At 66.0% G+C, this 12,680-nt stretch carries 13 protein-coding genes; 12 read left to right on the forward strand and 1 reads right to left on the reverse strand.

The window, feature by feature from the left end; all coding sequences use genetic code 11:
* The first annotated feature begins 14 nt into the window (after positions 1-14).
* Complete coding sequence (locus P9236_RS26385; protein WP_278077564.1) at positions 15-1,673, forward strand: FAD-binding dehydrogenase; 1,659 nt, start codon at positions 15-17, stop codon at positions 1,671-1,673.
* A gap of 32 nt (positions 1,674-1,705) precedes the next feature.
* Here P9236_RS26385 and P9236_RS26390 read toward each other — a convergent pair whose 3' ends face one another.
* On the reverse strand, positions 1,706-2,071 hold the full coding sequence (locus P9236_RS26390; protein ID WP_278077565.1) for a VOC family protein: 366 nt from the start codon (positions 2,069-2,071) through the stop codon (positions 1,706-1,708).
* A 146-nt stretch (positions 2,072-2,217) separates the two neighbouring features.
* Here P9236_RS26390 and P9236_RS26395 point away from each other — a divergent pair, with 146 nt between their 5' ends.
* From P9236_RS26395 to P9236_RS26445, 11 genes are all read left to right on the forward strand, one after another.
* Positions 2,218-2,538, forward strand: a complete 321-nt coding sequence (locus P9236_RS26395; protein WP_278077566.1) for a hypothetical protein — start codon at positions 2,218-2,220, stop codon at positions 2,536-2,538.
* A gap of 53 nt (positions 2,539-2,591) precedes the next feature.
* A complete protein-coding gene (locus P9236_RS26400; RefSeq protein ID WP_278077567.1) occupies positions 2,592-3,476 on the forward strand; it encodes a sigma-70 family RNA polymerase sigma factor in 885 nt (294 codons plus the stop codon).
* A 186-nt stretch (positions 3,477-3,662) separates the two neighbouring features.
* Positions 3,663-4,253 carry a Pr6Pr family membrane protein gene (locus P9236_RS26405; protein ID WP_278077568.1) on the forward strand — a complete coding sequence of 197 codons (591 nt, stop codon included), beginning with the start codon at positions 3,663-3,665 and terminating at the stop codon, positions 4,251-4,253.
* Between the two features lie 99 nt (positions 4,254-4,352).
* A complete protein-coding gene (locus tag P9236_RS26410) occupies positions 4,353-4,934 on the forward strand; it encodes a TMEM175 family protein (protein WP_278077569.1) in 582 nt (193 codons plus the stop codon).
* A 239-nt stretch (positions 4,935-5,173) separates the two neighbouring features.
* A complete protein-coding gene (locus P9236_RS26415; RefSeq protein ID WP_278077570.1) occupies positions 5,174-5,479 on the forward strand; it encodes a helix-turn-helix transcriptional regulator in 306 nt (101 codons plus the stop codon).
* Entirely contained in the window at positions 5,479-7,494 is a 2,016-nt protein-coding gene (hyfB, locus tag P9236_RS26420; protein WP_278077597.1) for a hydrogenase 4 subunit B, read from the forward strand. Before P9236_RS26415 ends, hyfB begins: the two co-directional genes overlap by 1 nt.
* A complete protein-coding gene (locus tag P9236_RS26425; RefSeq protein WP_278077571.1) occupies positions 7,485-8,441 on the forward strand; it encodes an NADH-quinone oxidoreductase subunit H in 957 nt (318 codons plus the stop codon). Before hyfB ends, P9236_RS26425 begins: the two co-directional genes overlap by 10 nt.
* Positions 8,441-9,103: a hydrogenase-4 component E gene (locus P9236_RS26430; RefSeq protein ID WP_278077572.1), complete on the forward strand. Its 663-nt coding sequence runs from the start codon at positions 8,441-8,443 to the stop codon at positions 9,101-9,103. The genes P9236_RS26425 and P9236_RS26430 overlap by 1 nt, the downstream gene beginning before the upstream one ends.
* The gene (locus P9236_RS26435; RefSeq protein ID WP_278077573.1) at positions 9,100-10,551 is read left to right on the forward strand and encodes a hydrogenase 4 subunit F; all 1,452 of its coding nucleotides are present in this window, start codon (positions 9,100-9,102) and stop codon (positions 10,549-10,551) included. The genes P9236_RS26430 and P9236_RS26435 overlap by 4 nt, the downstream gene beginning before the upstream one ends.
* Before the next feature lie 19 nt (positions 10,552-10,570).
* A complete protein-coding gene (locus tag P9236_RS26440; RefSeq protein WP_278077598.1) occupies positions 10,571-12,094 on the forward strand; it encodes an NADH-quinone oxidoreductase subunit C in 1,524 nt (507 codons plus the stop codon).
* A gap of 21 nt (positions 12,095-12,115) precedes the next feature.
* Positions 12,116-12,640, forward strand: a complete 525-nt coding sequence (locus P9236_RS26445; protein ID WP_278077574.1) for an NADH-quinone oxidoreductase subunit B family protein — start codon at positions 12,116-12,118, stop codon at positions 12,638-12,640.
* The last annotated feature ends 40 nt before the right edge of the window (positions 12,641-12,680 follow it).

Here is a 12,680-nt window from a genome sequence, read left to right on the forward strand (position 1 = left end):
CTGGGGGAGAAAATATGGCTGACGACGCGGACGTCATCATCGTCGGCGCGGGGCTTGCCGGCCTCGTCGCCGCGGCCGAGCTCGCAGAAGCGGGCAAGACAGTCATCATCGTCGACCAGGAGCCGGAGCAATCGCTGGGCGGCCAGGCCTTCTGGTCGTTCGGCGGGCTTTTCCTGGTCGATTCGCCCGAGCAGCGGCGCATGCGCATCCGCGATTCCCACGACCTCGCGCTCGAGGACTGGATGGGCACCGCCGCCTTCGACCGGCCGGAGGATTTCTGGCCGCGCAAATGGGCGGAGGCCTATGTCGGCTTCGCCGCCGGAGAAAAACGCTCCTGGCTGATCGAGCGGGGCTTAAAATTCTTCCCCGTGGTCGGCTGGGCCGAGCGCGGCGGCGGCAATGCCGTCGGCCACGGCAATTCGGTGCCGCGCTTCCACGTCACCTGGGGCACCGGACCCGGCGTGATCGAACCTTTCGTCCTGCGCGTGCGCGAAGCGGAAAAGCGCGGGCTGGTCCGGTTCAAGTTCCGCCACCGGGTCAACGAGATCGTCCGCTCCGGCAACACCGTCACCGGCGTGCGCGGCGACGTGCTGGAGGCAAGCAATGTCGACCGCGGCCGCAAGAGCTCGCGCGACGTCGTCGGCGATTTCGAGCTTCACGCACAAGTGGTGATCGTCGCTTCCGGCGGCATCGGCGGCAATCACGAGCTGGTGCGCAGGAACTGGCCGCAGCGCTTGGGCGCGCCCCCGAAGCGCATGATCACCGGCGTGCCGGACCATGTCGACGGCCGCATGCTGGCGATCGCGGAAGCGGCGGGTGGTTCGATCATCAACCGCGACCGCATGTGGCACTATGTCGAAGGCATCAAGAACTGGGCGCCGATCTGGACCGAGCACGCGATCCGCATCCTGCCAGGCCCGTCTTCGCTCTGGCTCGACGCGCGTGGAAAACGGCTGCCGGTACCGCTCTATCCCGGCTTCGATACGCTGGCCACGCTCAGCCACATCATAGGAACCGGCTTCGACTATTCCTGGTTCATCCTGACCAAGAAGATCATCCAGAAGGAGTTCGCGCTGTCGGGCTCCGAGCAGAACCCTGACCTCACGGGAAAAAGCTGGCGCCAAGTGCTGGGCCGCGCCACCAGCGGCATTCCGGGACCGGTGAAAGCCTTCATGGAGAAGGGCGAGGATTTCATCGTCGAGGCCGAGCTGCCTAAACTGGTGGCACGGATGAACGCGCTTGCCGGCGGCGAACCGCTGCTCGATGTGGCGCAGGTCGAACGCGAGATCCGCGCCCGCGACACGCAGCTCGACAACCCGTTCTCCAAGGATGCGCAGATCACCGCGCTGCGCGGCGCCCGCGCCTATCTCGGCGACAGGCTGATCCGCACCGCCAAGCCGCACAAGATGCTCGATCCGGAAAACGGCCCGCTGATCGCAGTCCGCCTCAACGTGCTCACCCGCAAGACGCTGGGCGGTCTGCAGACCGATCTCGACAGCCGCGTGCTCGATGCCGCCGGACAGCCGGTGCCGGGGCTCTATGCCGTCGGCGAGGTGGCCGGTTTCGGCGGCGGCGGCGTGCATGGCTACGCGGCGCTGGAAGGCACTTTTCTGGGCGGCTGCATCTTTTCCGGCCGCAGCGCAGGAAGGGCCGCGGCCAGGGCGGTCGCCTGACCGTATGGGCCCGCGACCGCGAGGCGACGTTGCTACCTGTTAGCCAGCACCATGCGGTTGCCTTCGCTGTCGAGGAATTCGGCGACGATGCGGCCCGGCTGCCATGGCGCTTCCTGCGGCTCCGTGACGATCTCGACGCCCTTGGCCTTGAGCGAAGCGACCGTTGCCTCGACATCATCGTCGACCAGGACGAGCACCGGCTCGGCACTTGGCGTCGCATCGCCACGCCGGATGAAATGCAGGTTGGTGACCGCATGGGGGAACGCCAGCTCCACCCAGCGCCAGCCGCCATCGCCCATCGACTGGTCGGCTATCACCTGGCACGCAAGGTTTTGGGTATAGAACGCCCTGGCGCGATCCTGGTCGGATACGGGCAGTTCGGCAAACTGGATATGCATGATGTCTCTCCTTGTCGCAGCCGCGGGCGCGGCCTCTACGCGCGGAAGACGTTTGCCCTGGGCAAAAAGATTCGCGAGCCGATGAGGATCTTTTCGGCGACGCGAAACGTCTTCCTCACGCAGACACGTCAAACAGGAGACGACAAATGAACTACAACCTCATCCGCTACGGCGTGAAGGACGCCGGTATCGCCGAGAACCGGACGCTGGTGGCAAAGGTGTTCGAGGCGCTGGATGAAACCGAGCCTCAGTCAGTGCGCTACCTGGTGCTCGAACTGGAGAATGGCGAGTTCGTCCATATCGTCGGCTACGAAGAAGACAGTTCGGCGCTGACCGGGCTCGAGGCTTTCAAGGCTTTCGGCGCGGATCACGCCGCGCGGCGCTCGACACCGCTTGCTAGGTCGGCCGCGAAGATCGTCGGCAATTATCATATGCTGGCCAACGCCGGCGAGGCGGTCCCGACCTGACAAGGGCGCGACGCGGCCGGGCAGGACAGGCCGGCGATGCGAGAGTGAGGCGAATGAGCACAGCGAAATTCGACCGCGCGGCGCTTGAAGCCATGCTTGTCGACCTGCGGCCGAAATTGCACCGCTATGCCGCACGCATGGCCGGCTCGGCGATCGAGGGCGAGGACATCGTGCAGGAGGCGGTGGTGAAGGCACTCGCAGCGCATGATGGCGGCGCCACGGTCGAGCGTCCCGAGCAGTGGCTGTTCCGCATCGCCCATAATGCGGCGCAGGATCATCTGCGCCGCCGCCAGCGGGAGCGCTCGCGCATGACGGAAGCCGACATGACCGAGATAGAAGACCTCTCCGCCAGCGCGGAGACGCGGCTCGCGGCGGCGGCGAGCCTGCGCAGCTTCATGCGGCTTACGCCGGCGCAGCGCAGCGCAGTGATCCTGATCGATGTGTTCGGCCTCAGCTTGCATGAGGCGTGCGAGGTGACGGGCGCGACGCTTGCCGCCACGAAGGCGGCACTGCATCGCGGCCGGGCGGAGCTGAAGGCGCTGGCATCGGTGCCGGATGACGTGGCCATCCCGAAGCTCGATCCGGAAGAAGAGCGCCGGCTGCGCCGCTACATCGACCTGTTCAACGCGCGCGACTTCGACGCCGTCAGGGCGCTGATCGCCGAAGACATCGAGCTCGAGGTCGTGAACCGCACCCGGCTCAGCGGCAAGAAGCAGGCCTCGACCTATTTCGGCAACTACGACCGCGCCAGCGACTGGGCGCTGTCGCTCGGCTTCGTCGACGGCCAGCCGGCGATCCTGATCCGCAACCCGCAGACGGACTATACGGTGCGCGGCTTCGTGCTGATCGACTGGCGCGGCGATAAGGCCGTCAGCATCCGCGATTTCCGCTATGCACCTTATTGTGCCGCGGAGGCGGATATCCGCCTCGCCGATTGACTTTATCGGCGGCCGGGGTGCTTTCCGGGCGCAATCGGCGTAGCTTCACCCGGCGTTGGAAGAACATCGTCCTGAGAGCTGCCGACGACGCCTGCGCCGATGGGACCCATCAATGATCGATGTGGTGAACGACAGCCGGGCCAAACGCAAGGCGGATGGGCGCGCGCCTTTGCGGCGCTCATCGCATTGGCGGCCTGGGCCGGGATCGCCGTGCATTTTCATGCGCTCGCCGACGGGGCGGCGTCCTGGCCCGCGGCGCTCTGGACATTGCTCGGCTATTTCACGATCACCACCAATCTTCTGGTCGCGATCGTGTTCACCGGCGTCGCGGCGAAGGCGCGGTTCGCCACGCCTTGGCTGCTGGGCGCGACGTTGCTCAACATCCTGCTCGTCGGCGTCATCTACGGGCTTCTTCTTCAGGGCCTGCGCAAGCTCACCGGCGGCTCCGAGCTCGCCAATGTCCTGCTGCACCGGGTAACGCCAGCGCTGACCGCTGTGTTCTGGCTCGCCTTCGCGCGCAAGGGAACGCTGACCTGGCGGGCGCCATTTTTCTGGGCACTCTATCCGCTCGGCTACCTCGCCTACGTCCTGGTTCGCGGCGCGGCGGAAGGACATTACCCCTATCCGTTCATCGACGTCACTCGGATCGGCTGGGAGCAGACCCTCATCAACGGCGCCTTGATCGCTCTTGCCTTCGTGTCGGCGGGAGAGGTGCTGGTCTGGCTCGACCGGTCGCTCGGCCGAGAGGCAGGGCCGTTGGCAGGCCGCCGAAGCTGAAACAGCGATCTCCGTGGTAGTAGGCGTTGACATCCGCAATCGATATTTCGGCTGGCGAAGTTATACTCGACTTGACGGCACCAGCGGCAGGGTTGCCACATGCTTCCTTCAGCAGGGCTCGAGCGGTTGAACGCGTTCTCGGACGGCGTGTTCGCCGTGCTCATAACCGTGCTGGTGCTGGAATTGCGGCCGCCGGAAATTCCGACCTTCATGGCGCTGCTCGGTCTCTGGCCGACATGGCTGAGCTATGGCGTCAGCTACCTCTTCATCGCCATCGTCTGGACGAACCACCATCACCTGCTGCGCCACGCCAAGGAAGCCACGGCTCGCCTGACGTGGTATAATTTTGCGCATCTGTTTTCTGTTTCACTGCTGCCGCTGGCCACCGCCTGGATGGCCGTCAGCGAGCTGTCGCCGCAGCCGGTCGCCTTCTACGCCGGCGTCTTCTTCCTGGTGAACCTGACCTACATCTTCCTCATCCGCGAATTGATCGAGCCGATGCCGGTCGAGGCCATCCCGCTCAACGTCCGAAAGGCCATGCGCATCCGCTCGATCGCGACGCTTTGTCTGTTCGGGCTCGCGGCACTCGTCGCGCTGAAATACCCGATCTTCGGACTGGCCATCTGTTGCTGCTGTTTGGCCGTGTATCTCAGGCCAGAGGCGCCCGGGGCGCGGAATTAAGCGCGTCGCTGAAAGACCAAGCGACGCACCTAATCCTGGTTTTGATGCATGCCGCACGCTGCGCACCCTTGGGCGGCATGCATTTGGCCGATGGCAACCAAGAGATCCTGCGGCGCAGCCAACCTCACCTACAACACCATCAACATCCATGTCTGAAACATCATTTATTGACGATGAAGCTTTTTAATGTATGCTACAGATTCGAGACCTCATATTCAAACTGAGCGAGAGGATCGCCGGTGATAACCGCACCGCAATTGCGTGCCGCCAGATCGCTGCTCGGCATCGATCAGCGCCGGCTTGCCGAATTGTCCGGCCTGTCGGTGCCGACGATCCAGCGCATGGAAGCCAGCGGCTCGATCATCCGCGGCAACGTCGATTCGCTGATGAAGCTGATCGCGGCGCTCGAGGTGGCCGGCATCGAACTGATCGGCGAAGGCGCGGTCAGCCAGAGCGGCGGACGCGGCGTGCGGCTGAAGGCCGGGGTCGACCCGGCCAGGGCGCCAGACGCCGACGCGATCGATCTCGGCGGGAGCCTGCCGTGATTTCGACCGTCGCGCTTCTGTTGTGCGGCCCCGCCGCGCTTCTGACGACGGCCATCCTGGCCGGAGCCGCCAGCCGGCGCGCTTCGGCGACGCGTCTGGTCTATGGCGCTGCGCTCGCCATCTCGGCCGCGTTGCTGGCAATCGTCGCCGGCCATCTCGCGGGCAGCCACGGCGAGGCGTCCGCCATAACCTTGCCGCTCGGCCTGCCGTGGACCGGCGCCCGATTCCGCCTCGACGGCCTGTCGGCCTTCTTTCTTGTCGTCGTCAACCTGGGCGGCGGCATCACCAGCCTCTACGGTCTCGGCTACGGCCAGCACGAATCTCAGCCGCATCGCGTGCTGCCGTTCTATCCGGCCTTCCTTGCCGGCATGAACCTCGTCGTGCTCGCCAACGACGCCTTCAGCTTCCTGTTGTCGTGGGAATTCATGTCGCTCGCCTCCTGGGCGCTGGTCATGGCGCACCATCGCGACGACGCCAACCGGCGGGCCGGCTACATCTATCTGGTCATGGCAAGCTTCGGCACGCTGGCGCTGCTGCTTGCCTTCGGCCTGCTGGCTGGACCGGCGGGAACCTATGCGTTCGACGCGATGCGGACGGCGCAGCCCGGCCGGTTCGCCGCCGGCGCGGTGCTCGCCCTCATGCTGCTCGGCGCCGGCTCCAAGGCCGGCCTCGTGCCGCTGCACGCCTGGCTGCCGCTTGCCCATCCGGCGGCACCGAGCCACGTCTCGGCGCTGATGAGCGGCATCATGACCAAGGTCGCCATCTACGGTTTCATCCGCGTGGTGTTTGATCTGCTTGGCGCACCTGCATGGTGGTCCGGCGTCGTCATGCTCCTGCTTGGCGGCGCGACGGCGGTGCTCGGTATTCTCTACGCGCTGATGGAAAAGGACCTCAAGCGGCTGCTCGCCTACTCGACGATCGAGAATATCGGCGTCATCTTCGCCAGCCTCGGCCTTGCGCTTGCCTTCAAGGCGAACGCCATGCCGTCGGCCGCGGCGCTGGCCTTCACCGCGGCGCTCTTCCACGTGCTGAACCATTCCTTCTTCAAGAGCCTGCTTTTCTTCGGCGCCGGCGCCGTACTCTCGGCGAGCGGCGAGCGCGACATGGAGAAGCTCGGCGGCCTCATCCATCGCATGCCGGTGACCAGCTTCGTCTTCCTCGTCGGCTGCGTCTCGATCTCGGCGCTGCCGCCCTTCAACGGCTTCGCGTCCGAATGGCTGGCGTTCCAGGCCATATTGCAGAGCCCCGAGTTGCCGCAATGGGGGCTGAAGGTCATCGTGCCCGCCGTCGGCGGCATGCTGGCGCTGGCGGCCGCACTTGCCGCGGCCTGCTTCGTCAAGGCATTCGGCATCACCTTCCTTGGCAGGGCGCGATCGGCAGCGGTGGAACGAGCGGATGAGGTCGACCGCTGGTCGCTGGCGGCGATGGTCGTGCTCGCGGCCTTGTGCCTCCTCGCTGGCATCCTGCCCGGTTTCGTCATCGATAGCCTGTCGCCGGTTGCGCTTTCGCTCATCGGCGACCGCATGCCGGTTCAGACGGCGCAGCCCTGGCTGTCGATCGTGCCGATCGCCGAGAGCCGCAGCTCCTACAACGGCCTGCTGGTGTTCGTCTTCATCACCATCTCGGCCTCGCTCGCGGCCTTCTTCATTCACCGCTTCGCCTCGCACGCGTTGCGCAGAGGCCCGGCATGGGGATGCGGCTTCGCGGAAGCGACGCCTGCCGCGCAATATACCGCCGTCAGCTTCGCGCAGCCCATTCGCCGGGTCTTCGGCAGCTTCGCGTTCCGGGCCCGGGAGACGGTGGACATGCCGGCGCCGGGTTCCCTCGAACCGGCGCGCCTCGAGGTGGATTTCCACGATGTGGCCTGGGAGACGTTCTACCAGCCGATCGCCGGCGCGATCGATTTTGCCACCGAGCGGCTGAACTACCTGCAGTTCCTGACGATCCGCCGCTATCTGACGCTGGTCTTCCTCTACCTCGTCATCCTGCTCCTGGTGCTTGCGCTATGGCCATGATCTTCCAGCTGGCCGTCCAGGGCGCGCAGATGCTCCTGGTGCTTTTGCTGGCGCCGCTGCTGATCGGTTTCGTGCGCAAGGTGAAGGCAAGACTGCTGAGGCGGCAGGGGCCGTCCCTGGTCCAGCCCTATCGCGACCTGGTCAGGTTGATGCGCAAGGAGGTCGTGCTGGCCGACAACGCGTCCTGGCTGTTCCGCGTCACGCCCTATCTGATCTTTGCCGCCACCTGGGTCGCGGCGGCGCTGGTTCCGACATTCGCCGCCGGCCTCCAGTTCAGCTGGACCGCCGACCTCATCGTCATCGTGGCGCTGCTCGGCAGCGCGCGCTTCTTCCAGGCGCTGGCCGGCATGGACGTCGGCACAAGCTTCGGCGGCATCGGCGCCAGCCGCGAGGTGATGATCGCCTCGCTGGCCGAGCCCGCCATGCTGCTCATCGTGTTCAGCCTGGCGCTGGTCGCCGGCGCCACGCAGCTTTCGACGGTCGCAGCCTTCATGAGCTCGCCCGAGGTCGGACTGCGGGTGTCGCTCGGCATGTCGGCGATCGCCCTGGTGATAGTGGCGATCGCCGAGAATGCGCGCATCCCGGTCGACAATCCGGCCACGCATCTGGAGCTCACCATGGTGCACGAGGCGATGATCCTGGAATATTCCGGCCGCCATCTGGCGATGATCGAACTCGCCACCTTCCTCAAGCTCGTGCTCTATGTGTCGCTGATCTCCTGCGTCTTCCTGCCCTGGGGGCTGGCGAGCGCCGGGGCGGGGCCGACAGCACTGGCCATCGGCGCCGCCACCTATCTCGCCAAGCTTGCGGTGCTTGCCATCCTGCTGGCCGTGTTCGAGACCGCGGTCGCCAAGATGCGCGTCTTCCGCGTGCCGGACTTCCTGGGCGCGGCGCTGATGCTGGCGCTGCTCGGCACGCTCTTGCTGTTCGTCTCGCGGAGCCTGTGATGAACGGTCTCACCTTCGACATCGCCCATGTGCTCGCCGGCAGCCTGGTGCTGGTCTCCTTCATGATGCTCTACCAGGACCGCCTGTTCGCGCTGATCAACGTCTTTGCCCTGCACGCGGTCGTGCTTGCTCTGTCGGTGGCCTGGCAGGCCTACATCCAGGGGGCGCATCATCTCTACATCACCGCGGCAATAGCACTGGTCTTCAAGGCGATCGTCATCCCCGTCGGGCTGCATCGCATCATCCAGCGGCTCGGCATCCATCGCGACATCGAGACCGCAGTCGGCATCGGCCCGACCATGCTCGCGGGCATTGGGCTGGTGACGCTCTCCATGGTGCTGATGCTGAGGGTGACGCCCGAAGCCGACCCGCTTGCCCGCGAGGATCTCGCCTTCGCGCTGTCGATCATATTGCTGGGGCTGCTGGTGATGGTCACCCGGCGCAACGCCGTCAGCCAGGTCGTCGGCTTCATGTCGCTGGAAAACGGGCTGGTGCTGGCCGCCACCGGCGCCAAGGGCATGCCGCTGGTCGTCGAGATCAGCGTCGCCTTCTCGATCCTGATCGCCTTCATCGTCATCGGCGTCTTCCTGTTCCGCATCCGCGAGCGGTTCGATTCGGTCGATGTCGGCGCGCTCGACGATTACCGGGGAGAGCGCCAGTGACGGCCCTCTCCTTCGATGCCGTGGCCGCGATCCTTTTCGTCCCGGCAGGTGCCGCAGCCATCCTGGCGGCATTGCCGAACTACAAAATGACGGCGGTCGTGAACGTCGTAGCGAGCCTGCTCACCTTGCTCGCCGCACTGTCGCTGTTCGTCACCGAGCGGCCGGTGCCGGGGCAATATCTCATCGTCGACGACCTCAACATCGTCTTCATCGTCCTCAACACATTCGTCGGCTTCACCACCAGCGTGTTCAGCGCCTCCTATATCGCGCATGAGCTGGAGACCGGCCGGCTGAGCGCGCCGAACCTCCGGTTCTACCACGCGATGTACCAGATCATGATGTTCGGCATGAACCTGGCCTTCGTGTCGAACAATATCGGCCTGATGTGGGTCGCCGTGGAGCTCGCCACGCTGACCACCGTGCTGATGGTCGGCATCTACCGCACCCATGAGGCGCTAGAGGCGGCCTGGAAGTATTTCATCCTGGGAAGCGTCGGCATCGCGCTCGCTCTCTTCGGCACCATCCTCGTCTACATGGCCGCCCAGCCGGTTGTCGGCGCCGGCACCAACGCCATGGTCTGGTCGGTGCTGATCGACAAGGCGGCGCATTTCGACCCAGCCCTGCTCAGCGTCGCCTTCATCTTCCTGCTGCTCGGCTACGGCACCAAAGTCGGGCTCGCGCCCCTGCATGCCTGGCTGCCCGACGCGCATGCCGAAGGCCCTACGCCGATCTCGGCGGTGCTGTCGGGGCTGCTTCTCAACGTCGCGCTCTACGCGGTGCTGCGCTTCAAGCTCTTGCTCGCCGCCAGCCCGGAGGCGATCGGCCCGGGACCGCTGATGGCCACGATGGGACTGACCTCGCTGATCTTCGCGGCCTTCATGCTCTACCGCCGCCGCGACATCAAACGCCTGTTCGCCTATTCCTCGATCGAGCATATGGGCATCATCGTCTTCGCCTTCGGCATGGGCGGCCCGCTCGCCAACTTCGCCGGTCTGCTGCACATGGTCATGCACAGCCTGACCAAGTCGGCGATCTTCTTTGCCGTCGGCCATATCGCGCAGGTCAAAGGCACACAGAAGATCTCCGAGATAAGGGGGTTGACGGAAAGCCATCCCGGGCTCGGCTGGGCGCTCGTCATCGGTGTCGTGGCAATAGCCGGCCTGCCGCCGCTCGGCATCTTCATGAGTGAATTCCTGGTCGTCAGCTCGACTTTCGCCAGGTATCCGTGGCTGGCGATCCCGCTGGTGTTCGGTCTGCTCATCGCCTTCGGCGCGCTGCTTTTGCGGCTGACCGGCGTCGCCTTCGGCCAGCCGCGCGGCGGCACGGCGCCGGTCGAGGCATCCTACGTGCCGATGTATTCGCACCTTGCTTTAGTGTTTGCCGCCGGCATCTATCTGCCGGCGCCGCTGGTCGCATGGTTCCAGCATGTCGCCGGTATCCTGGGGTGATGCCATGAGCAGGAAAAACATGCCCGCGCTCAGTGATCTCGTCGAGACCGGCCGCCCGGTCGAGCATCACGCCCCTTGGCACCGTGCCAAGGTGGCCCCGAAGGTCTGGAACCTTGCCGTCGAACAGCTCGCCGCAGGCCGCTGGAGCCTGCTCGGCCTGTGGGGGGAGCCGGAAAGAGTGCACATGGCGCTTCTCGACGAAGAGCGGAATCTCGGCGTGATCAGCCTGGACTGCCGCGGCGGCCGCTACCCGTCGGTTGGCCAGTACCATCCGCCGGCGCTACGGCTGGAGCGCGCCGCGGCGGATCTCTTCGGGCTGGCGCCGCAGGGCCTCCCCGACACCCGCCGCTGGCTCGACCATGGCCAGTGGGGCATCAGCCATCCGCTCGCGGCACAGCCCGGCGAACGGTCGGCCGCGTCCTCCTACCGGTTCCTCACGGCGGAGGGCGAGAGTCTCCACCAGATTGCGGTCGGGCCGGTGCATGCCGGCATCATCGAGCCGGGGCATTTCCGCTTCACCGCAAGCGGCGAAACGGTGGTGCGGCTGGAGGAGCGGCTGGGCTATGTGCACAAGGGCATCGAAGGCCTGATGGCGGGCGCGCCGATCGATCGCGCGGCAAAACTCGCGGGTCGGACGTCGGGCGACAGCACGGTCGCCTACTCGCTTGCCTTTGCCCGCGCAGCGGAAGCGGCGCTCGGCGTCGCCGTGCCGCCCCGCGCCGTCTGGCTGCGCGCCCTGATGGCCGAGCTGGAGCGCCTTGCCAATCACCTCGGTGACATCGGCGCCATCTGCAATGACGCCGCCTTCGCGCTGATGCACGCGCATTGCGGCGTGCTGCGCGAACGCGTGCTGCGCGCCGCCGACGCGGCCTTCGGTCACCGCCTGATGCGCGACCGCATCGTGCCCGGCGGCGTGACAAGCGATCTCAACGAGGCCGGGACGAGCGCCGTCCGGTCGCTGGTCGCGGAGATCAGGCAGCGCTTTCCGCATCTGGTCGAGCTCTATGACAACACAGCCTCGCTACAGGACCGCACGGTGACGACCGGCCGGCTCAAGTTCGAGCTTGCCCGGCAATACGCGGCCGGCGGCTATGTCGGGCGGGCGTCGGGCCGCGATTTCGATGCGCGACGCAATCTTGCCTACGCGCCCTACGACCAGCTCGCCTTCGACGTGCCGGTCCTGCAGGAGGGCGACGTCAACGCCCGGGTCTGGATTCGCGTGCGGGAGGTCGAGCAGAGCCTGTCGCTCGTCGAGCAGATTCTGGGGCGGTTGCCCACCGGCCCGACCCGCGCCGAGGTCGCCGCGGCGGACGATGCCACGGACGGCCCGCGCGAGGGCATGGCGCTGGTCGAGGGTTTTCGCGGCGACATCCTGGCCTGGCTGCGCATTGGCAAGGATAGCACCATCGAGCGCTGCCACCTGCGCGATCCCTCATGGTTCCAGTGGCCGCTCCTGGAAGTGGCGATCGAAGGCAACATCGTCGCCGACTTCCCGATCTGCAACAAATCGTTCAACTGCTCCTATTCCGGCCATGATCTCTAAGCTGGTCGAAGGCATCTCGTCATGCGCAAGCTCCTGTTTGAAAGCCTGATCCGCCCGCCGCTGACGGAGCGTTCGCCGCAGGTGAGCGACGCGGCGGTCGACGAGCTGGCGCGCGCCCTCGACGGTGCCGCCCGCAAGCGGCTGGGCCGGAGCCTGTCCATCCGCGCCGTCGATGCCGGCTCCTGCAATGGCTGCGAGCTCGAGATACACGCGCTCAACAATGCCTTTTACGACATCGAACGCTTCGGCTTCCGCTTCGTCGCATCGCCCCGCCATGCCGATGTGCTTCTAGTCACCGGGCCGGTCACCAAAAACATGCGCGAGGCATTGAAGCGGACCTGGGACGCGACGCCCAACCCGAAATGGGTGGTCGCGCTCGGCGACTGCGCAAAAGACGGCGGCTGCTTCGCCGGCAGCTATGCGGTCGTCGGCGGCGTGTCGGACGTGGTGCCGGTCGACCTGCACATTCCAGGCTGCCCGCCGCGGCCGATCGAGATCCTCAAGGGATTGATCGCGCTGCTCGACGGCGCGAACGGGAAGGGCTGAAACCAGCGCCGCCGTTTCTCCCGCCCGCCGTGGCCCGCGA

Origin of the sequence: Mesorhizobium sp. WSM4884 (assembly GCF_029625675.1) — a bacterium.
Classification (GTDB): domain Bacteria; phylum Pseudomonadota; class Alphaproteobacteria; order Rhizobiales; family Rhizobiaceae; genus Mesorhizobium.